The organism is Mesorhizobium sp. WSM4829 (assembly GCF_055811475.1).
In genome coordinates this window covers 100,557-122,199 of record NZ_JBVVQJ010000001.1, presented here as the reverse complement: position 1 = coordinate 122,199, position 21,643 = coordinate 100,557, and the positions used below count along the sequence as shown (strand labels likewise).

The following is a 21,643-nucleotide window of genomic DNA, read 5'->3' as shown; positions in this document are numbered from 1 at the left end:
AACGCCGAAGGCACCGTATTTCGCCTTAGACCGCTTCCTTAATGGCGGATAGGAACTGCTTGGTACGGTCGCGTTGCGGGTCGCCAAACAACTTTTGTGGCGGTGCTTGTTCCTCGATCGAGCCGCCGTAAAAGAAGCATACACGGTCGGAAATGTCGCGGGCAAACCCCATCTGATGGGTGACCATGATCATGGTGAGGTTGTGCTCAGCGACCAGTTTCCGAATGACCTCCGTCACCTCGCCGATCACCTCGGGATCTAGAGCGGACGTCACCTCATCGAAAAGCATCACCTTAGGTCGCATCGCTAGCGCGCGAGCTATTGCGACGCGCTGTTGTTGTCCGCCAGACAAGCGCGAAGGATGCTGGTCGCGCTTATCGATCATGCCCACCATTTTAAGGAGTTCTTCGGATCGCTCCAGCGCCTCTTTCCTTGAAAGCCCCAGCACCTGGACTGGTCCTTCCATGCAATTCTGGATGGCGGTCATGTGGGGAAACAGATTGAACTGCTGGAAGCACATGCCGATCGACGAGCGGATCTTCCTCTGGTATCGCTCGTCTGCTGGGACAAGGACCCCATTCCGGGGCATGTGAGTCAGAGGCCTGCCGTCAATATAGATCACACCCTCATTGATCGTTTCGAGCGTCATAAGGGTTCTCAACACGGTCGTCTTTCCGGAACCCGACGGGCCGATAATGGTAACCATTTCGCCCTCGGCTACGTCAAAGTCGAGGTGATTAATTACTTTGAGCTGTCCGTAGCTCTTGCTGACCTTCATGAACCGGACCATCGGCCGGTCATCCTCCGCCAGTTCAAGGGGATAGTCGGTATTGGTCATCATTGCAGTCCTAGTTCTAGCCGCAGCCTGCGTTCGAACAGCCGGACTAGTCCGGCCGTCGGAAGCGAGATCAACAGGAAGATCAGACCGACAAGAGTGAATGGCTCGAGATAGCGGTAGTTCTCGGAGCCGATTGCGTTGGCCGCATGCATTAACTCCGCAACACCTATGACCGAGAGCATTGGTGTGTCCTTCAGGATGCCAACAAGATAGTTCCCCATTCCGGGTATGGCCGGCGCCAGGGCCTGCGGGAAGATGATGCGGAAGTACGTTCTCCACGGTGAGAGGTTCAACGCACGGCAGGCTTCCCACTGACCGCGTGGCACCGCCTCAATGCCTGAGCGATAGACCTCCGACAAATATGCGGAGTAGTGAAGTCCGATAGCAATGAGGCCGGCGACCCATGGGGACAGATTTATTCCGAACTGAGGGCCTACGTAGAAGATAAAGAAAATTTGCAACACGAGTGGAGTGGATCGAATGAATTCAATAACCTCGCGGACGATCCACCGGGCCCCCGGTACTCCTGTCCGCTGTGCCAACGCTAGTACGAGCCCAAGCACTAGCGCAATTGCGTAACCGCTTCCCGCAGGGCTACGAACTCGGGTTAACGCGCTTTTGGGATTGCGGTTGATCTGATTCCATGGGGCATCGATGATTCGGAGCCCCTGCCATGACCCTTGCCGCCCTCGAAGGATTTGAGAAGCCACGCCTTAAGGCGCTGCTGGAGCATTTCGCCGCGATCGATGCTGGAGCACCGACTACCTCGCCGCAATCCTCGGCGATCTATGCCGTTAACCTGGATTCGGAGCCCTGAGCATCCCGGCGGCGCCCAGAAGCAAATTTCGTTTGTCGCCAATGTCGTGGCCTTTGTTGGGGGTGGACGCGTCCAGTATCTGACCGACACGCTGCCGGGATCGTCGGGCTCACCGGTCTTCGACACCAGATGGAACCTTATCGCCCTGCATCACAGCGGCGGCTGGCTCACCGAGCCCAACGCCGTCTCGAAGAGTACTTACTACCGCAACGAAGGCATCGCCATCGGCAAGGTCGTCGAGGGGCTCGCGGCCAAGCCGTAAGCTCGCTGCGCCCACCGCAACGCGAAGGAAACCGTCAATTCACGCCGATCTCGCTCTCAGGCTGAAGCTGGCCAACCTCTACCCGCTGCAGCAGGACTGGATAATGATTATCACGGACGCCGAAATGGCCCCTGCGATGATCGAACTTCAGGGCCGTCCTCTCGCCGTGTGGTTCGCGATCCTCAGACATGCCGCGAACAACAATCGCAGCCAAGCAGTGGTCGAAGTGGTCCTCCGATTGAACCCCGGCGACCAGGAGTGCGCCGAACTCTGCGAGGCCTATCTGAAGCATTTGGCCGCTGGTGGGCGGCCCACGCCCGAGTTGCCGGGCGCGACGACCGGCGAGCGCGTGGACACCGCCCTCGCCGGTTTCCAAGCCATCCAGCAACAGCCGGTCAACATCAAGGCGGAACTCGCGGCCGACAACTCCCACGACATCGGCGCCTATCTCGGCCTGGTGCCGCGGTCGCTACCAGTCGGGCGAAGTGGACTACACCGGAAACATCTCAAAATGTGGCGACCGGCGAACGCGACAGCTGCTCTACGAAGCGGCGAACGTCATGCTGACGCGCTACAAAGGTCCGCCGAAGCTGAAGGATTGGACACTGGCGATCGCGGCACGGTCCACGATGCAAAAGGTGCGGATTGCTCTCGCCCGGCGGCTTGCAATCATCATGCACGCCATGCTCCGGCACGGCACTGGGTTCAAGCCAGCGTAGCCGATCGGCACCGAACCGGACCGGAGACCGAAACGAGCTCCCGAGCAGGAGCTACGCCCGAGGGAAGAAATGGATGACGGCGCCGATTCTGTAGCATGCGGTCGATCTGATCGGTCGACTGCGATTTCAACCAAGCCGCTCCATACCCAGCTGACCCCATCAGCACGTAGAGAACGCAGGCACCCGAAAGCGTCGATAACGCTCACAACCGAGCCACTACCCCTTGACCCAGTAGAGAACAATATTGGGCGCAAAGCTGTCGTCAATGCGACTCCCGGTTCGATTTCCATGTCAGAAAATCAGTTGACTAGTTTGTGGGAGTTCTGGGCATACGATCTCAAGATCGCAACGCCTGCCTCGGGGCACGGATTGCCATATGGCTGCCCAGTAGGAAGGGCATAGAAGGTTCGACTCGAACCGTTGCGCGAAGGGCAGCTTTGAGGAGCGCCATGAAGGTCGCCATGGCGCTTCTTGCTCGTTCCCATGGCCGGCACAGTTGACTGCGAGTGACCGGGGCAGCGATCACAACGATCGCCCACCAAATCAGCGTTTGTTCTCCACTAGCGCTGAATCAACGCGAACCTCTCAAATATGGACACGATCCGGTCTTTGCGCATAAGGCGCGACGCGCGCGCGACAAGTGAAAGAGCCGTGGTCAGAATTCGCACCGATGCTCTGCCTGAGCGAACGGGTCGATGTCCGATAAGAGCGGGCAGTATCGAAACTGACTGTCGGCCGGCCACTCCCAATTTGCGAGCAGCTGGACGTTTCGCCGGTCGAGATTGTGTTTTCGGGCTGGGCCGCATCTTGGGGGCGACGATCAAGCCGAAGCGAGAAACGCAATGCGATCGTGGGAGAATGGCAGCCGGCGGAACCGTGCCGGAGGTTCGGAGAAAGGAGACTGGGGCGGTTCGCTTGCTCTGCCTCGGTCACCAACGCCGACTTGCACCACGGGTGGAAGTCGTTTCACCCGATTGGTAAGCGTCATCGGTTTGTAATCAATCTGCGGGTCCAACCAATTCTTCGGTTGCCTGAGCAGTAGCGCAAGGGCGCGACTGCGAAAGCTACGGCAAGTCGATCAGACGAGATGTTCTCGAAAGTGATTCGAGAAGCTGCTGCACTCAAGTCCAACCGAACCAGAAGGTGTTCGGAATAGCAAAGCGGGGGCTCTGCGCGTTTCGCCGAGACGGCTTATCCGCCGAAGCCCTGTCGAAGGGGCGAAGGCGGAATGAGGTTACTGGAAGGATTGCGGCATGGACGCAATCCCAGTCATTTCCCGGGGAAGCCGAGCCGACTTGCCGCACGGCGTGCCGGCTCGGCGGACGCGATTGGCGCTACTTGCGCTTGACACCACTGCGCAGCGCGATCTCAGCGCCGCGCATGGTATCGAATTGATCACCCTCGGTGATCGCCGCGTCGAAGCTGACGCCGGCCAGCTTTTCGATCTCGCTCAGCCTGCGCATGACGGGCAGGAACTCGGCCGGCACGGCGAACTCGAAATCGACGTCCTCGAGGTCCTGCTCCAGCACGAAGCCGTAGGCGGCGATGCCTTCGTCGACACGCGCCGCGATCACCTTCCAGAAGCGCGACGGGATCTTGGCCCGCAGCTTGACGCCGCCGTCGCCGACGCCGTGGAAGACCTCGTCGGCAGGGTCGAGCACCGGGCCGGCAAACACGCACAGCCTTTCATTGGCGGCCTCCGAAAGCACCTGGTTCTCGAGGTCGCCCCAATTGTCCTCGCCTTCGGCCGAGCGGTTGAAGCCGGCCACCTGTGGCGAGCAGTTGGTCACATGGTAGGTGTCGCCATTGGCGCGCCGCAGCTCTTCATAGGTCTTGCCCCAGGCCACGTCGTCGCGGCGCACGATATGGCCCTTGTCGAAGGCTTTGCGGTCCTTGGTGAAGAAGACGTCCGGAATCTGGAACTTCTCGTCCAGCCGCCCGTCGGGGAACCATTTTTCCTGGTCATTCTCTCCCAGGCCGGAGAGCCCCCTGCGGGTGTAGTCGCGTCCGGGCTCCGGCTTCTTCAGGTGCGCCGCCTTGGTGACGTTGCTGGCGGTCAACTGGGCAAGCCGCCGCTTGGCATTCATGACGACCGAGAAATTCTGGTAGTGGAGGATGGCCTCGCCGTCGGTCGTCTTGGCGACGACGTCCGCGTCCCTGGGGCTGGGGAACTCGACCCGCAGCGGCGGCAACCCGGGCTGGTCGGGATCGTTGAGGAAGCCTGCGTCGTAGCCACTCCGGTTGGCGTAGTCGACGTCGTGATCGGGAATCTTTAATCCTTCCGTGTCATCGACGGCAACCGCCTCCACGCTAGCCGCGACGGCTGCCGCCGCCGGTGTGCCGAGCGAGATCGTGATCCTGAGCGGAATGTCGATCGCCATCGTACCGCCGCTGGTCGACACGACCTGCCCGCCGCTCGATGCCGGCGGCGCCGTCGTTGCCGGGCGCGGCGGCGCAGCCGCGCCGCCATCGCCTGCGGCCGGCGCTTCCGCCGCGTCGGCGCGCAGCCACCAGGCCGACCATTCCGTCGCGCCGCCCGGCGCGTCGCCGTCGAACAGGACGCCCGCCGCCTTGACCCGGTCGTCCCTCGACAGCTCCGACGCGGGCACGGCGTAATTGTTCTCCTGGTAGCGGCCGCCGAAATGGATGCCGAGCACGGTTCCGTTCTTGAGGTCGATGATGGCCGAGCCGGAATTGCCGCCGAGCGTCGAGACGTCATGGGCGGCTGCCGGCACCACCTTGCCGAAGCTCGCAGTATCGATCCTGCCCTGCAGCTGGCCGGGCTGCAGGCGCTTGATGCCGAAACGGCTGTTGAACAGCGATTGCTGCACGTCGGCCGCGTTGCGCGGATCGAAGCCGGGATAGCCGACGACGAATATCTCGCTGCCGGCCATGCCGCGCGCATCCTCGAGCGAGAGCTTCAGCGGCGTGACGCCGCCGATCCCCTTCACCGCCAGGATCGCCATGTCCCAATAGGGATGGATCAGGACGACACGCTCGACCTTGAGCACTTTGGCGCTGGTGCTGTCGCGCTCGCGCAGCAGGTCGAGCCCGGCGGCCGCACCCGACTTGAACGACAGCCGCTTGTCGCCGAGGCCGTCGGCGAAGATGCCCGCAACATGCCGGTTGGTCATGACGAGGCCCTCGCCGACCACGAAACCCGTGCCGCCATAGGGCAGCCGCGCATGGCCGGGCAGCTCGATGCGGCCGATCGCCGGCAGCCTGGATTCGATCAGTGCCTTAGTGGCCGCGTTATCGGAGAGCTTGAGCCACATCGGATGCGTGACGCTGAATGTGCCGCCGACGATGTCGATCGCAGGCCTGATGTCGGCGAAGATGATCGCCTCGAGCGCGCCGAACTGCTCCTCGTCGATCTCGGCATTTCGGTCGATGTTCTTCATGCCGGCCACCGCCTTCTCGGCAGTGCTGGGCGGAGGGGCGCTTTCCAGACCGCCGCCTTCCAGACCGCCCCCGAGCGACTCTTCCGCCGCCGCCAGCGTCTCGGCATAAGCGCCCGGCCCACCGGCCGCCCTGGTCACCGTCTCGATATACCTGCGCAGCCGTTCCTTGTCCTTGCGTGCCATCTTCCCCTCCTCAGGATCCAGGACACTGGGCCTGGAACCCTTCGTTCCAGGATGCCTCGTCTCATCATCGTTTTCATCTTGCGGTTGCGCAAGAGCACGTGATCGTTCAAATTGGATTTATTTGAATTTTTCTCTGATTGCTTGGCCTTGCCAATATCGGTCGATCATCTGCACTGGCGATTCCAGCCGGTCGAGAAGAGCGACCGCGCCGATACATCGGTGCCTGTGCTTACCCGGCGCGACTGCCGGCCGCCGCAAGTAAAACGCCTGCTTCGCTGCGGCTCTGCCCGATGCCGGCTAAAAATTTCGTCGGCGGAAGTTCACGCCATGCATTGATCGTCGCGCGATTCTGCTTCAGCATGGCCAGGGTTTATCATGGCAGGCGACGGAAAGGTGCAGAGTACCGACTGTTCCCCTCATGGCGGCAGGGCAATGGCGTTGCGCCCGGCGCGCCACCTTTCATGTGGTTGCCGCCTGGCAGCCGGCAGGGGCACGGCATGAGCGGCCTCGAAGCCGCGGTCGATCCCCACTCGCAAGTGCGCTCGACCGACCTGTGGCAGAGCCTCATTGCCGATCTTTGCAACTGGGTCTGCGCGATCGACGACGGGCGAGGCAAGATCGGCACGGGCATCCTCGTCGGGCCCGATCTCGTCCTGACCAACTACCATGTCGTGGAGCGGCTTTTCCTGCCCGAGGGCACGCCCGGGGACGCCATCGTGCGCTTCGATTATCAGGAAAACAGCAACCTCAAGCTGGTCCCCCCGGGCCGCCCGGTGAAGCTTCACGCCGACTGGAGCCAGAACCTGCCCAAGAGCAGAAATGGCGAGGACGACGATAAGGACAAGGTGGACGGGTTCGATGCCAACCTCGTCGACTACGCTATCATCCGCCTGGCTGAGATGGTGGGCGACCAGGCCGTTGCAAACCCGGCCGACACTGTTGCGCCGCAACGCAGCTGGCTGACCATTCCCGACGCGCAGATCAACCTGGCGGAGGGCGACCCTATCCGCGTGCTGCAGCATCCGCTCGATGCCGCCCGCAAGGCCGCGATGCCGCGCCAGGTGAGCACCGGCAGGATCACGGCGATGCTGGAAGGCGGACTTCGCATGCGCCATACGGCAACCACCTTCGGCGGCTCTTCGGGCGGCGCCTGCCTCGACGCCGAGTTGAACCTGATCGGCCTGCATCAGGCGGGCAATGCGCGCGCCGAATGGAATCAGGCAATCCCCATCGCCGCGATCGTGCGCCACATGAAGGCGAACGACTTCGGCCATCTCGTCAACAAGCAGCCGCCGGCGCGCCGCGCTGGCGCGGCATCGGTCGAAACGATCACCGACACCGAAACGGCGCTCAAGGCCGAGCGCCGGCTGCGCAACGTCAAGCTCCTGATGGATCGCGACGAGCCCGAGATCAAAATCAACATCGCGCGCGAGAACAAGAAGCCCGGCCTCGTCCATCTGATCACCTGCCGCGGCGTCGACAACCACCCGAACTTTCTGGAAAGGCTGGCGCTGCTGCTGTCGCTGGAAGGTTTCGGCTTCGACGACGATCGGCGCAAGGCGGCGCTCAAGGGAGAAATGGGATCGAATGGCTTGCAGCCCTGGGCAAGGGGAACCCTGGCCTGGCCCAGCAGGGAGAACTCGCCGGCGCAGGCCTGGAGGGTGCTAGCCCAGCAGCTCGACGAGCATCTGCGGGCACGCCGGCGCATCATCCTGGGGTCGACCATCAGGATCGGCGACTGGGATTGGGAACGCGATCCGGCGCTGGTTGCCAGGCTTGCAACGCACCTACGCAAGGAGAAGACGCCGGCAGACCTCATGCAGATCTTCGTGGTCTGCAGCGACGCCGCGCTGCAGGGCATGGCGGACCAGTACAGGCCGATCCGCGAGAAATTGCGCAGGATCTGGGGCGACAAGCCCCCGCCGGGCTGCGGCGCGGCCATCGAGCTCACCGATATCGGTTTCAACGATCTGGGCAAATGGTGCGGCTCCCTGGAGGCGGTACTGGAGATCGACCCCGACAAGATCAGGAAGGCGGTGAGCCTGGCCCTGCCCGGCGAGCGGCGCCTGCCGATGCTGGCCGCCGAAGAGGAAGTCCTGAAGCAAGTCATTCCGCTTTTCAGGTAGAAATGAATGCCAGGGCCGCCCGGCCTTGCGGAACGAAACGACAGGAGGATGGCCCGATGTGGTTCAAGCGTTTCAAGGCGGACAAGCCGCAGGTGCCCCTCTTCGAGAACGGCCGCGAGGAGCCGCAGAAGGGCAGGAACTACATCTTCAACGACGACCTCGTCGCAGCGATAGACGTCGCTCTCGGGCTTGGCCGTCCGTTGCTGGTGTCGGGAGAGCCGGGCTGCGGCAAGACCGAGCTCGGCTATGCCATCGCCCGCCGGCTCGGCCTGTCGCGTGTGCATTTCTTCTCGACCAAATCGAACGCGGAAGCGCGCGATCTGTTCTACACTTACGACGCGATCGGCCGCTTTCGCCAGGCACAGGGCGACAAGGCCGACGACAGGTCGGCAGCCGATGTCGCCGACCATATCGAGTTCCAGGCGCTCGGCCGCGCCATCCTCGATGCTCACGAACCCGCCAATGTCGAACACCTGCTGCTCGGCAAGCGCCGTTACACGCTTCCGGAAAAGCCCAGCCAGTCGGTGGTGATCATCGACGAGATCGACAAGGCCTCGCGCGATTTCCCCAACGACGTGCTGCGCGAGATCGAGGACCTGACTTTCCGGGTGCCGGAGCTGTCGCAGCGCGTGGCGGAGGGAAAGCAGCCGGAGCCGAAGGGCAGCGTGCTGCCCGCCTGCCGTCCGATCGTGGTCATCACCTCCAACGAGGAAAGGCAATTGCCGGATGCCTTCCTGCGCCGCTGCATCTTCCATGAGATCGGCTTTCCGTCCGATGAAACATTGCGCGCCATCATCGCCAGCGGGCTGCAGAAGCGCTTCGGCAAGGACGAGCCGGGCGCATCCACGGAAGGCTCCGCCGGCGCCAAGCCAACCTATGAATTGCCGCCGGAGGATCGTGACCTGCTGGTCAAGCTGTTGACGCGATTCCGTAGCGAGCAGCTGGAAAAGCGGCCCGGCATATCGGAGGCGATCGACGCGGCTGCCCTGCTCGCCTGTCCCAAGGACAAGCACAAGCCGACCTTCCAGGAGCGGCTGCCGCACATTGCGCCGGCGCTCGCCAAGCTGAAGAACGACCGCACGAAACTGTCGCAGCTGATCGCCTCGCCAGTCTCGACCTGGGATACCAAGACGGCGTGATGGGCGAGCCGGGAGAAAACCTCACCAAACACCGCTTCAAGCCGAATGCGGTGCGCCTCGAAGCTTTTTTCCGGCGCTACGAAAACGAGCGTTTGTATTACGGCCTGGCGACGACGCTGCATCGCGTCTCGCCCCAGCAACGCATCGACGCGATGACTGCGATGCTCGGGCTCAACCGCGAGGGCTGGCTGAGCAACGGCACGGACGACGCGCAAAGCCTGTGGCTTCGCTATATGACGCCGGTGCTCGCCGAAACTCGGGAATCTGCCGCCGCCTTGTCCTACGCGCTCGATGCCGGATTGCCCGGCGCCTTCGAACCGCCTCTGGCGCTGCCGGATGACGATGAGGAGGAAGAGGCCGAAACGCCGAAAGAGGATAGGCACGACGATGATCAGCAGACCACGTCGGACGTCGGTAGTGACGGACCATCGGAAACGCGGGAAACCGAAGAACAGGCTTTGGCGCGAATGCGGCAATTGCGGCGCACCAGGCTGCGGGCGCTGGCCCTCCTGGCGCTCATCTTGCTGGCGATCACGCTCGCCACCGCGCTCCATTTCAACGGGGCCGATGCTCGGCTGCTCGCATGGCTTAACCCGCCCGCGCCGACATGCCCGCCGGACTGCACCGGCGGGGGTGGAGGAGGGCCGGGTCCTGTCCAGCCTTCACCGGAGCCACGGCCCGGTGGCGGGGGCGTGCCCCCTGCCGATCCGAACGACCCGGTGGGCGACGATTACAGGAGGGCGCTGGCGGTGACGATCGCCGCCGCCGCCCAGCACAACAACAACCTGACGCCGCGCGAGCTGGCGCAGGTCTATGCCGGGGAATCGGACGTCACCGACCGGCCCGAGATCTTCCTGGCGGCGATGATGAAGCGCTGGCCGGAGCCGGCCGACATTCCGATCCGGCGCAACGGCGCCAGCGGCTCGGTGCTGGGTCAATACGCGGCTGCCTTCGCCACGATCGAAACCGGCAATCCGGTCGCCATGCGCGATCTCGGCCGCAACGACGCGGAGGACCAACGGCTGGCCGGGCTGATCAGGACCTTCGCCGATGCAGCGCCATCGGACCAGCAGCCGCGCGCCTCGTCCAGCGAGACCTGGCCGCAATGGCTGCCCTATGCGGTTTTTGTCCTGCTCGTGCCGGCGCTGCTCATCGCGGTGAGGACGTTCCCTGCGGCCGTCGAGGCAAGCCTCGCCAATCCACCCGAGGGGCTGCGCGGCGCGATGTTCAGCCTGCCGCTCGACGACCGCCTGACAGCGCCCCTGCCCTCCGACCGCAAGCTGGCGCGCAACATCTCATGGCGCGAACCCGTCGAGGGGCGCCGCCTCCACGCCGAGCGCTCCATCCGGGCGACGCTAGCGCGCGGCGGCTTCCTCAGCATCGTCATGCGCAAGCGTTCCCTGCTTGCCGAATATGTGTTCCTGGTGAACCGGCGCAGGCTCAACGACCATGAGGCGGCCCGCGTCACCCGGCTGATCGAGACGCTGTCCAGCGCCGGAGCCATCGTCGCCACCTACGACTACGATCCGGATCCGCGCACGATCACGGCGCGCCAGCGCGACGAGAACGCGCCACGCAGGACCTTCGACCTGCGCGGCCTGCGCGAGCGCCACCCCGATGCCCGGCTGGTGCTGGTGACGGATGGCAGCGATCTGGTCGACTATTTCACACTCGACCCGCTGCCCTTCGTCGCCGCCACCCTTTCCGCTTGGCCGGGGCGCATGCTGCTGACGCCGGTCCCCATCGCGGAATGGGGCGAGCGCGAAATGAAGATCGCAAACGCGCTGGCCGCCCCGATCGGCCGGGCCACCGTCGCCGGCTTCCAGGAGCTGGCGCTGGTCTTCGGCGAACGCGGCCGGCCGCAACGGCGACGCACTTCATTGGCTGCCGGCGACCACAGCGACCTGAAGCGCACGGTCGCCTGGCTGGTCGACACGCGGCGACAACTGCGGGGCGGGCGGGAACCGGCGATGCGCCCGGCGGCGCTGCGGCTGGACGAGCCTTTCCTGCGCTCCGACCTGCCGCCGCCGCCGGAGATGGTCAATGCGCTGCTGCAGGACCTGCTTGGCTGGCTCGGACCGGACGGTTTCCACTGGCTCGCCGCCTGCGCGCACTATCCGGAGCTGCGCTTTACCGTGACGCTCTATGTCGGCCACAAGATCGAGGTCCAACGCGGCGGCGTCGCGGTGCCCCTCTACGATGAATCCCTGCTGGCGCAGCTCAGCCTGCTGCCCTGGTTCCGGGTGGGCCATATGCCGCCATGGCTGCGCCGCGCATTGCTGGATTCGCTCACCGACAAGGCCTTTGCAGGCGTCCAGCAGGCCGTGGCCGCCATGCTGGCGGGAAAACCGTTGCCCGGCGGCCGCCTTTTGCCGAAGGGGGCCAAGCTGCCGATCTGGCTGCCGGGCAATGCGGGACTGGAGATCCCACCGGATGCGGTGGTGGCCGATGTGCTGACGCCAGACCCCGATCCGCGCGCGCCGAAGCTCGACGACGCCACCCTTTCGACCGTGCTTGGACCGCACCGGCGGCATGCGTTCGTCATCCGCGCCGCCGCACTGGCCGGCGTAGCGGTGTGGTGCGCGGCGGCCTGGTGGTTGTGGCCGGACCCGCTGGCGGCGCCGCACGCGCCGGGCGCCTGGCTGCCGCTTGGCGCGCTGGTGCTCGCCACTGCGCTTGCCGCCGCCGGCTCGGCACTTTTCTTGCAGGGCCACCGCGTCCGGGCAGAACTTGCCGAGCGCGGCGCGCTGATCGCCGCGACAAAGGGCTTGCAAGGCCAATCCGCCGCGGCCGCGTCGGCCGAGGCTGCAACGCCGGGGCAGCCGCCCACCACACCGCCGCCTGAAGATGGTGGCACGACCGACGACATGCCAGACATCGATTTCGAGAAGCTGGATGGCGCCCAGATCCAAGCTATCGTCGAGGCCATCCGTCTGAGCTTCAACGAGGTCGAGCTCGATATGCTGCTGCGAAGATATCTCGACAAAAACCTTGCCGACCTTGCCATGCCGGGTCGCTGGCCAGATCGAGTGTTTATGGTTGTCGAGGAAAGTCAAAAGCAGAGGTTCGGCCGTCAGCTGATCGAGGCGATCGAGGCGGAGCGGCCGAATGCTCCGCGCATCACCGGCCTGCGCACCACGCTGGGGCTGGTGGCTCGCCCGGTACCGCCAGCCGAAGCGCCGGAGCCGGACCAGACAGCGCCGCGGCGGCACCCGGCCGGCGACATGCCCGACATCGATTTCGAGAGCCTGAATGGAGCCCAGATCGAAGCCGTCGTTGAGGCCATCAAGCTAAGCTTCGACGAAAGCCAACTCGCCATGTTGCTGCGCACGCGCCTCAACAGAGACCTTGCCGACCTTGCAGGGCCGGGTCGCTGGTCCGATCGAGTGGTCATGGTTGTCGAGGAAAGTCAAAGGCAGAAGTTCGGCCGTCCGCTGATCGAGGCGATCGAGGCGGAGCGGCCGGGCACGCCGCGCATCGCCGGCCTGCGCACCAGGCTCGGGCTGCTCGCGCGCCCGGTACCGCCGGCAGAACAGCCGGACCAAACACGCCGGCACCCGGCTCGCGACATGCCCGACCTCGATTTCGAGAACCTGAATGGCGCCCAGATCAAAGCTATCGTCGAGGCGATGACGATGAGTTTCGACAACGATCAGCTGGCTATGCTGCTCGACGGGCAGCTTGACAGGAACCTTGACGACATCGCTACCCGAGGCCCTTTGGAACACAGGGTGTTTCAGGTCGTGCAGGAGAGCCTGAAGCAGGGTTTCAGCAAACAGCTGATCGAGGCGATCGAGGCGGAGCGGCCGAATGCACCGCGCATCACCGGCCTGCGCACCACGCTTGGGCTGATGGCGCGCCCGGTGCCGCCGGCTGAACCGCCGCAGCCGGACCAGACAGCGCCGCGGCACCCGGCCGGCGACATGCCCGACATCGATTTCGAGAGCCTCAATGGCGCCCAGATCGAAGCCGTCGTTGATGCCATCAAGCTAAGCTTCGACGAAAACCAGCTCACCATGTTGCTGCGTACGCGCCTCGAGATAAACCTAGCCGACGTTGCCAGGCCCGGTCGCTGGCCCGATCGTGTGGCCATGGTTGTCGAGGAAAGTCAAAAGCAGAAGTTCGGCCGTCGGCTGATCGAGGCGATCGAGGTGGAGCGGCCGCGCTCGCCGCGCATGGCCGGCCTGCGTACCAGGCTGGGGCTGCTCGCGCACCCGCCGCCGGAAGATGGCGGCACGACCGATGAGGCTTCGCGTGCAGACCGATACAAATCCTGAGGCGGCGCCCGAAGCGGGCAAGCCGGAGCAACCGCTGGAAGAGCCGCAGGCGGTTTCCGCCGCGCTCCCGGCCAGCCCGAAACGCCGCCGCCCCGGCAGCCTCAAGCGCACGCTTTTTGCCGTCGCAGCCGTTGCGCTGATGCCGGTGCTGCTGGCCTTGGCTGCGCAGTTTTACCTGTCGCGCCTGCAGCTCGTCTTCGACGAGCGGGTGGTGCCGGCCGACGGCAGCACCGACCTGGTCACGGCGCTGCAATGGTCGCCTGATCCAGACGGCCCGCTTTACGTCGGCACGCGCGCCCAGGGTGTGCTGGCAATCTCCAGGGACGGCAGCGCTTCGACGCTTCGCGCTGCCGAGGCGCTCGACGAATTCCCGCCGCTGCCCATCCTTTCGTTCCAGGCCGCCGGCGCGGGGGTCCCGCCTTTCTGGTACCTGCACCAGCCGCTCGGCCTCGATTCCGGAAGCCTCGCGACGGTGTCCCCGCCAAGGCAGTTCGAGGTGTATCGCAAGCTCGTTGCCGTCGTGCCGGCAAACAATGGTTCGGCGGTGGTGGGACGTTATGACGACCGCGAAGGTCGCTTGCCGCCCCTCGCCCCGGCGCGCCTGTTTCTGTTGCGCGACCTCAACGGCCCAGTCGCCACGGAAGTCAGCGAGATCTTCGACATCGAGGATACTCGTGCGGTGGCGGCGCTGCCCGGCACCAGCACCGTCATTGCCGGCGACGGCCAGGGCAACGTCTTCGCCATCGACGCCTCGCAGCAGATTTCAGGCGTCAACCCCGACCAATATATCCGGCGCATAGGCGGGCACGATACTGCGATCGTCGAGATCGCCGTGTCGGCTGCCCCTGATCCCGGCGGCGCGCTTTTCACGACATTGGCGGCCAACCGCACGATCAAGATCTGGCGCCGCGCGATCGGCGACGGCAGCGACCTCCTGCCGCCCGGCGACTATGGCGCAACCGATGTGACATTGCCGGGATCGACATGGACCGAAGAGCCGGCGCTGCCGGAGGTCGAGGGCTTGATCGAGCTTCTGTCGATGAGCCACGACGGCAGGCGCCTGCTGGCGGCTCGCGATGTCGGACTCGCGCTCTACGATCTCCCGCTGCAAGGCTCGGGACAAGCACCGGTACAGAAAGCGGCTGACACTGCCGATCCGAGATTCTTGCGGCCTCCGGCGGTGCTTTCTCCGGATGGCAATCGCCTGCTGGCATTCGATGGGACTGATACACCCATCCTACTGCGCCTTTCTGATGTCGAGCTTGGAACTGTGGTGGTGGCGTTCGGCGAGGCAATCGATAGTTCGGTTCTCGCCAGCTTCCCCAACCTGAGGGGACAGCCCCTCACGCATCTAGCCTTCGACGCGGCCGGCGATCATTTCATCGCTGCCGGAGAGGACGGAACGGTTTTCGTGCAACCCGTCGCGTCGCCGGACGGCGCAACGGTGACGATCACGGAGTACGTCAAACAGAACCCCCAGGCCGCGATCAGCCCGGACGGCACGATCGTGGCGGTGTGCGACAGCAGCGGCGGAATCAACTTCCATTCCGCCAGCGACGGGCGCCTTTTGTCGCGACTTCAGTCCTCCAGCAGCGGGACAACGGGAGTGCCAGCCTTCGATGCGAGCGGTCGCAGGCTGCATGTCTACGATCCCGACACGACCTTGCTGACCACGTATTCGGTGCGTCGCGCCTTTGCGTTGAACGGGACATTTGAACCCCAGGGCCTAATACTGATCGACCCCGGCCGCCTAAATTACCTGAGCCCCGACGGACAACGATTCATTGCAAATCTCGGGATGGGACTGGCTATCGGCGACATCGAACGGCTGTTGCAACTCGGTAGCATTTCAGTTTCCCCCGACATCACTCAATGGGTCAGCGACTTCACTGCCCGTCGCATCGCCACGCTTGGCAGCACCCGTCAGATCCGGCTGTTCCGGGAATCCGATGACCTCTCGAAGGCCGGACCGATGCCGACCTTGCGCGAAGGCGCGCTGCATCTTTCGGCCGACGGAGGCGAGCTGTTTGTCGGCACGGCAGATGGGGACGTGCTGTTTGCCAAATTGACCGACTCCTCGCGGCTGTCCTTCCGGGTGCTCGATCGCATCCTGGACGGCCCGGTCCTGCAATTCGAACCCGGTCAAGGCGGAGACTCCATCATAAGCAGCAGTGCCGACGGCACCATCCGTGCGACTGGCATTTCCGTCGAAGCGGACCCTGCCCCCGGCGAGGCGGAACCGCGGCCGGACTCGCTGACCGAGGTCGTCGCCATCACCGGCCATGGCAGCCCGATCCAGGCGATGGCGCTGTCGCCCGACGGCCAGTTGCTCGCCACCGCCAGCCTCGACGGCCGGCTGCGCATCACCGATCTTGCCATGGCACGGCTCGTCAACCGGCTGCCGTTCTCCGCGCTGCCGGCCGGGCCGGCCGTCAAGAGCATGGTTGCACGACCACTCGTCAACTCACCATACGCGCCCGCCGCTGATGGATCTGCCGCCGCACCCGAGCCAGCCTGGCTGCAAATTGCCCGGGGCGAAATCGGCGTTCGGGAATCCGAGTCAGCCGAAAGCGGCACAAGGCTCCCCGAGAGCAACCCGAGGATCGAGGAGTATCACGCGTCGACGACTACGGGCCGCCAGCCCCAGACTGTCGCCTGGGGCTGTTCATTCATCAGCTGGGTTCTCCAGCAGGCCAACGTCGCAGGCAATCCGCGCAGTGCCCGTTGTGCCGACTATCTCGAATTTGGCGAGCCGTTGGCGGAGCCCGTCACGGGCGCCATCACCGTCCTCAGACCCGAATCTGCCTCGGAGGCAATATCTGCCGCAGCCGGCTTCGTGGTCAGCTCGGACGCTGACAACGTCACGCTCGTCATTGGCAATGTCAGCAATCAGGTGGGCCCGTTCAGTTTCCCGAAGGCGCAGGTGCTGGGCTATCGGTGGCCAGCCTCCCCGCCCCCTGCAGGAAACTGACGCGGGTTGCCACTGGCCGCCGGACACAAGGGAACAGGAGGATAGGCGACATCCATCGCTGAAGCGCGAGTACAACCCTACCCGCTTCGTCAACGTTGGCGTCGCGTTACCGTCGAAAGGACCCCCCTATTCCCCTACTGCTGCGCCGTCTGGCCGATCTTGCCGATCGACAGCCGTGTGCCGGCGCCGGCCAGCAATGCGAGGATGATGTCCTGGACGCTACCCCATGTCGTGTTGGTCGCCCACAGCACCATCACGCCGACGCTGGCGATACCGGCAAGCGCGATGGCGTTGGTGATGAAGTCCCAGGCCTTCCTGGAATCGGTGAGGTCGGCCAGCGTCGCGCCGGCTTCCGGCTGGAACGCCGTGTCCGACCACTCGAATTTCAGGCCGCTGCCAGCCTCCACGATTGCCGGCAACTCGACGGTGCCTTCCAGACCCTCCAGCCCGGAGCGGCTTGCCAGTTCCTTCGCCAGCCGACCGGCTTCCGCGATCGTCGCCGCATCCGGCGCCCGCGACTTGAGCGCCGTCACCTGCTTCTGCAGGTCTTGCAGGCTTTTCTTGTCCTCGTCGGTCGCTGCCTGCGCCAGCAGCGTGGCGATATCGCCGTCCAGCTTGGTTATGATCAGCGGCGCGATCGTCGCCGGCAGCTTTTCCAGCTTTTCGGCCGTCTCGTTCAGGGCCGTGGCTCGCGTCGTCGTTTGCGTGCCGTCGCCATCGGCGTTGAGCGGTTGCAACGCCTCCTTGCGCAGCGCCAGGGCGGCCTTCCACTCCGCGGTCTCGCCGGCGGCGCCCAGATATGCCACGGCCGGCGCCAGATCGACCACGGTCTTGTCGAAACGCTGCGCCGCCGCAAACAGCGGCTGGAAGCCGGCGAGTTCGGCGCTCAGCGTATTTGCCGCGGCAGTCACCGTCTCTTCCTTCCATTCGACAGCGACCAGCGCGGCTTCCAGGCGCTGCGCGAGCAGGCTGAAGACGCCTGCCGCCCCGTCCTTGGGCTCGGCGGCCCCCTGCAGCAGCGCGTCGGCGCGGTTGAGCAGATCGAGCCGCTCCCTGTATTCCGGCAGCTTGGCCGGATCGTCCTTACCGGCGAGGATGTCGCTGTCGAGCCCCTTCAGGTCGAGGGCCAGTTGCCTCACCCGCCTCGCCACCGCCACCTGGCCGGTCGAGGCGGCCAGGTGCAGCGCTTCCTCGCGCAGGCGCGCCGCCTCGATGCGCTTGTTGACGATCGGCCGCGCCGTGCCGCGCCAGTCCGTCACCGCCGCGCCCAGCGCCACGCCGAGCGCAATCACGACGCCGGCCCACCATGCCGAGGCGCGGATGTCGACGCTCACCGTCCTGACCGACTGCCCGCCATTCTTACCGGTCACCAGCACATCGAATGAATAGCTGCCCGGGGCCAGTCCGGGAGGAAGCTGGATATCGAACATGCATTGCTGCTTGGACTTGATTTTGGAGCAGCCATTGTTGGCCACCGAGGGCGCCTTCGGCGTTGCGGCCTGTGTCAAGGCTTCCGCGCCCCCGGAAAGGATCGGCCCCACGATGGGCGAGTCGGCCTCGACCTCATTCGCTGCCGCATTGCTGCCGGACAACCGGACCCGATGGGATGACGTCGTCGCAATGTCGGGAAAGGCAAGCTCGATGCGGGCCGGCTTCGGGGCCAGCAGGAAATCGGCCTCGAGAGCCTGCGCGGCGGCCTCGCCGGCGCCAGCTGCGGCGAGCGCCGCCAGCGACAGCAGTCCCACCCACCAACGCGATTTCGATTGCATCGACCCCTCCCCCGCGAAAGATCAAACAGGAATAAAATTGCCCGGTTTGGTTTTGACCGGTCAGGGATATGTTATCACCCCCAAGTATCGCGTCAAATCTAGACTTCCGGTCAAAACAGCGTCATGATGGCCGGGCACAAACAAAGTCCACGACTTCACGAGGGGGATGCGATGGGCAAGATCCGCGAGATCATCGAGGCGGCAACCAGGAAGGCCCGCAAGAACCCGGCCTCCGACGCGAGGTTTTGCCTGTTCGACACCGAGATCGACGCCGTTGCCGCCGCACTACGCGGCGACCTCGGCGACCTGCCGTTCTCGATCGAGTTCCGCTCGGCTGAGGAGCTGCTGCTGACGCTGCCCGGCCGGCGCTTCATCAGCGACGAGGCGGCGTTCCGCGCCGCCGACGCGCTGGTGGCGGCGCTGGCGCTCGATGCGGCCGAGCCGGAGATCTTCTACACCGCGATGCCCGTCGACCAGGCCGGTCCCCTGGAAGGCGTCGGCGAGCTTCTCGACTGCTGGGTGGGTGAGGAGAACGGGCTCGCCCCGCTCTGGGCGCTCGAGTCGATCAAGGCGCCGCAGGCCTGGGCCTATGCCCAGGCAAGCGGCCGGCCGGCGCGCGGCGAAGGGGTCGTTGTGGCGCAGCCCGACACCGGCATCACCAGGCATGCCGAGCTTGCCGGCATCACGCTGGTCGCCCCGCGCAACCTGCTCGGTGGCAAGAAGGACGATCCGACCGACCCGCTGGCCAAGCACGGTAATCCCGGCCACGGCACCTCGACCGCCAGCGTGGTCGCCGGCTCCGCGACCCTGCAGGTCTGCGGCAGCGCCCCACTCGCTAGGCTGATGCCGATCCGCGCGATAGAGAGCGTCGTGCGCCTCTCGCAGATCAAGGTGGCGCAGGCGATCGACCACGCCGTCAACAACGGCGCCCATGTCATCACCATGTCGCTGGGCGGCATCGCTTCGCTGTCGCTGTGGATGGCGCTGTCGCGCGCCGTCGATGCCGGCGTCATCGTCATGGCCGCGGCCGGCAATTGCGTGCGCGTGGTGGTGTGGCCGGCACGCTACGAGAAATGCCTCGGGGTCGGCGGCGTCGACAGCGGCGACCGGCGCTGGAAAGGCAGCTGCTACGGCCCCGAGGTCGACATCTCCGCTCCCGCCCAGAACGTCCATCGCGCTGCTGCGGCCGGCGGCGTCGGCCAGGGAGAAGGCACCAGCTATGCGGTCGCGCTAGTCGCCGGCGTGGCCGCCTGCTGGCTGGCCTTCCACGGCCGCTCCAACGTGGTCGCCGCCGCCAGGGCGCGTGGCGAGACGGTGCAGGACATGTTCCGCCGCCTCGTCAAGGCGACGGCGCGCGTGCCGGCAGGCGGCTGGGACAGCTACAACATGGGCGCCGGCATCATCGACGCCGAGGCGCTCCTGAAAGCGGGCTTCGACCTGGGGCTGGGCACCGAAAGCCCGACCGAGCCGACGGTGCCCGTCCCCGCGGAAGCTTCGGTCAGGAGCTTGGCGCTTGCCCGCAGCGGCCCCAAGGCGCTGAAGGCCAATCTCGACTGGCATGGACACGGCGCCGAGATCAGCCTGGCACTGCTGCGTGCCAGCAAGCTGCCGGCGCCGAAAGCCGAAACCAGGGAGCCGCCCGCGACGGGAGTACCGGAAGCGCCGGTGGAAGCGCAGGACGAAGCCGACGGGATCGAAGAGGCGGCAAGCGGCCTGGAAGGCTTTGCGGCTCCCGCCGTGCGGTGGGTGCGGCCGCAGCCGTCGAAGGGCCGCAAGGGCAAGCGCCTGCAATCGATCATCGCCAGGCGCGCCGCCGCCGAGGAAAGCGGCGGCCTGGAATCGGCAAATGTCGGCGGCGATGGCGATGGGCAGCCGCTCACCAGGCAAGGCGCCGACGCCACGCTGGACAGGGTGATGTCGCTCGCCGAGCAGATGCCGGCGCGCGAGATCCCCGACAAGGGGGCGTTCGTCGCCGCACTTCGGCTATTGAAGGAGCATGGCGGCTCGGCGCTCAGGAAGCTGGTCGAGGATCCCAATGCCGAAGCCGCGATGGCGCCCACTGACGAGCGCGCGCTGGAGGCGATCGTGATTGCCGACGGCTCGCGGCCGAGCTTCCTGGTCGAAAACGACCTGCCGCCGGAGAAGCATCCCTTCATGCTGAGCTGGGAAGATGAAATCGCCCGCGCGCGCCCGAAGCTCGCCCCCGTCTGCGCGGCGATCGGCAGGATCCAGCCCGAATTCGGGCATAACCGAAACTATATCGGCACTGGCAGCCTGGTCGACGCCCGCAAGGGCATCATCCTCACCAACTACCATGTCATGGATCAGGCGCGCGCCAGGCACGGCGTGCTGATGGACGAGAAGGACGGCAGGGTCGCCATCCATGGCTGGCTGGAGATCGACTTCGTCGGCGAGGCCGCCCGCGCCGACAGCAACCGTTTCAGGATAGTCGAGGCCTTGCTGCCCACTAGCGCCGGCCCCGGCTTTGGCCATCTCGACGCCGTCGCCATGCGCATCGAGCCCATCGACGGCGCCACCATGCCGCAGGCGCTCAAATTCGATGCCGAATTCCAGGTGTTCCAGCAGGCGCAGTCGACGACGCTCTGCACGATCGGCTTCCCCGGTCCGCCCAAACGCGAGCAGGGGCCCAAGAAGGATATCGATTGGGATTTCGTCATCCAGACACTGTTCGGCAGCCTGTTCGGCGTCAAGCGTCTGGCGCCGGGGCAAACGCTGCAGACCTTCGGCGCCGTACTGAAGGACCCGCTCAACATAACCTTCGGCCACGAGGCGACGTCGTTCGGCGGCGCGTCCGGCTCGCCGATGATCGCCTGGGAGGGCGCCGGCATGTCGGCCTTCGGCCTGCATTTCAGCGGCTTCACCGGCAGATCAAATTATGCCGTCGGCTTAAACAAGGTGGCGCCGGAGCTGCGTGCGGTGGGAGTGCCGCTTTGACGGGCATCGGCGACCGGCAAGCCACCAGAAGCAAAAGTCCGGAACGAGCGACATGCCCGCTGCTGCCGCTATCGAGCAGCGCCAGCGCGGTACGCGCGATGTCGCTCAGCGCGCCTTGCGAATGCTTGGCAAGGAAGAGCTCCCAGCCGCGCGCCGTGGCGATGCCCTCGGGCTTCTCGGACTCGA

General features: G+C 65.3%; 12 protein-coding genes and 1 pseudogene. 8 read left to right on the top strand and 5 right to left on the bottom strand.

Annotated features, from left to right (window positions below; all coding sequences use genetic code 11):
• Positions 1-25: 25 nt before the first annotated feature.
• Positions 26-838, bottom strand: coding sequence for an ectoine/hydroxyectoine ABC transporter ATP-binding protein EhuA (ehuA, locus tag AC0L17_RS00415; RefSeq protein ID WP_473514351.1), 813 nt, complete (start codon positions 836-838; stop codon positions 26-28).
• Positions 838-1,548, bottom strand: a complete 711-nt coding sequence (ehuD, locus tag AC0L17_RS00410; protein ID WP_473514350.1) for an ectoine/hydroxyectoine ABC transporter permease subunit EhuD — start codon at positions 1,546-1,548, stop codon at positions 838-840. Before ehuD ends, ehuA begins: the two co-directional genes overlap by 1 nt.
• Here ehuD and AC0L17_RS00405 point away from each other — a divergent pair.
• The 3 genes and pseudogenes from AC0L17_RS00405 to AC0L17_RS00395 all read left to right on the top strand — a co-directional run.
• On the top strand, positions 1,512-1,655 hold the full coding sequence (locus AC0L17_RS00405) for a hypothetical protein (protein ID WP_473514612.1): 144 nt from the start codon (positions 1,512-1,514) through the stop codon (positions 1,653-1,655). The genes ehuD and AC0L17_RS00405 overlap by 37 nt on opposite strands.
• Positions 1,627-1,917: a trypsin-like serine peptidase gene (locus AC0L17_RS00400; RefSeq protein WP_473514349.1), complete on the top strand. Its 291-nt coding sequence runs from the start codon at positions 1,627-1,629 to the stop codon at positions 1,915-1,917. The genes AC0L17_RS00405 and AC0L17_RS00400 overlap by 29 nt, the downstream gene beginning before the upstream one ends.
• 355 nt (positions 1,918-2,272) lie before the next feature.
• Positions 2,273-2,636, top strand: a pseudogene (locus AC0L17_RS00395) (transposase); the annotation flags it as partial.
• Between the two features lie 1,334 nt (positions 2,637-3,970).
• Here AC0L17_RS00395 and AC0L17_RS00390 read toward each other — a convergent pair.
• Complete coding sequence (locus AC0L17_RS00390; RefSeq protein ID WP_473514348.1) at positions 3,971-6,220, bottom strand: DNA/RNA non-specific endonuclease; 2,250 nt, start codon at positions 6,218-6,220, stop codon at positions 3,971-3,973.
• A 229-nt stretch (positions 6,221-6,449) separates the two neighbouring features.
• Complete coding sequence (locus AC0L17_RS00385; protein WP_473514347.1) at positions 6,450-6,581, bottom strand: hypothetical protein; 132 nt, start codon at positions 6,579-6,581, stop codon at positions 6,450-6,452.
• 136 nt (positions 6,582-6,717) lie between these two features.
• Here AC0L17_RS00385 and AC0L17_RS00380 point away from each other — a divergent pair, with 136 nt between their 5' ends.
• From AC0L17_RS00380 to AC0L17_RS00365, 4 genes are read left to right on the top strand one after another with little or no spacing between them, the layout of a single operon-like run.
• Positions 6,718-8,346 carry a trypsin-like serine peptidase gene (locus AC0L17_RS00380; RefSeq protein ID WP_473514346.1) on the top strand — a complete coding sequence of 543 codons (1,629 nt, stop codon included), beginning with the start codon at positions 6,718-6,720 and terminating at the stop codon, positions 8,344-8,346.
• A gap of 56 nt (positions 8,347-8,402) precedes the next feature.
• Positions 8,403-9,485 (top strand): AAA family ATPase, encoded by a 1,083-nt coding sequence (locus AC0L17_RS00375; protein ID WP_473514345.1) that lies wholly within the window; start codon positions 8,403-8,405, stop codon positions 9,483-9,485.
• Positions 9,485-13,762 (top strand): hypothetical protein, encoded by a 4,278-nt coding sequence (locus AC0L17_RS00370; protein ID WP_473514344.1) that lies wholly within the window; start codon positions 9,485-9,487, stop codon positions 13,760-13,762. The genes AC0L17_RS00375 and AC0L17_RS00370 overlap by 1 nt, the downstream gene beginning before the upstream one ends.
• On the top strand, positions 13,740-16,733 hold the full coding sequence (locus AC0L17_RS00365) for a hypothetical protein (RefSeq protein WP_473514343.1): 2,994 nt from the start codon (positions 13,740-13,742) through the stop codon (positions 16,731-16,733). The genes AC0L17_RS00370 and AC0L17_RS00365 overlap by 23 nt, the downstream gene beginning before the upstream one ends.
• Before the next feature lie 134 nt (positions 16,734-16,867).
• Here the strand turns inward: AC0L17_RS00365 and AC0L17_RS00360 are convergent, their stop codons facing one another.
• A complete protein-coding gene (locus AC0L17_RS00360) occupies positions 16,868-18,502 on the bottom strand; it encodes a hypothetical protein (protein ID WP_473514342.1) in 1,635 nt (544 codons plus the stop codon).
• 171 nt (positions 18,503-18,673) lie between these two features.
• Here AC0L17_RS00360 and AC0L17_RS00355 point away from each other — a divergent pair, with 171 nt between their 5' ends.
• Complete coding sequence (locus AC0L17_RS00355; protein ID WP_473514341.1) at positions 18,674-21,457, top strand: S8 family serine peptidase; 2,784 nt, start codon at positions 18,674-18,676, stop codon at positions 21,455-21,457.
• Positions 21,458-21,643: the final 186 nt, after the last annotated feature.

What these genes read in the sequence shown, in the direction of transcription:
- AC0L17_RS00405 (WP_473514612.1), top strand. Translation starts at nt 1,512, where the DNA reads ATGACCCTTGCCGCCCTCGAAGGATTTGAGAAGCCACGCCTTAAGGCG.
- ehuA (WP_473514351.1), bottom strand. Translation starts at nt 838, where the DNA reads ATGACCAATACCGACTATCCCCTTGAACTGGCGGAGGATGACCGGCCG.
- AC0L17_RS00385 (WP_473514347.1), bottom strand. Translation starts at nt 6,581, where the DNA reads ATGCTGAAGCAGAATCGCGCGACGATCAATGCATGGCGTGAACTTCCG.
- AC0L17_RS00375 (WP_473514345.1), top strand. Translation starts at nt 8,403, where the DNA reads ATGTGGTTCAAGCGTTTCAAGGCGGACAAGCCGCAGGTGCCCCTCTTC.
- AC0L17_RS00360 (WP_473514342.1), bottom strand. Translation starts at nt 18,502, where the DNA reads ATGCAATCGAAATCGCGTTGGTGGGTGGGACTGCTGTCGCTGGCGGCG.
- AC0L17_RS00400 (WP_473514349.1), top strand. Translation starts at nt 1,627, where the DNA reads ATGCCGTTAACCTGGATTCGGAGCCCTGAGCATCCCGGCGGCGCCCAG.
- AC0L17_RS00380 (WP_473514346.1), top strand. Translation starts at nt 6,718, where the DNA reads ATGAGCGGCCTCGAAGCCGCGGTCGATCCCCACTCGCAAGTGCGCTCG.
- AC0L17_RS00390 (WP_473514348.1), bottom strand. Translation starts at nt 6,220, where the DNA reads ATGGCACGCAAGGACAAGGAACGGCTGCGCAGGTATATCGAGACGGTG.
- AC0L17_RS00370 (WP_473514344.1), top strand. Translation starts at nt 9,485, where the DNA reads ATGGGCGAGCCGGGAGAAAACCTCACCAAACACCGCTTCAAGCCGAAT.
- AC0L17_RS00355 (WP_473514341.1), top strand. Translation starts at nt 18,674, where the DNA reads ATGGGCAAGATCCGCGAGATCATCGAGGCGGCAACCAGGAAGGCCCGC.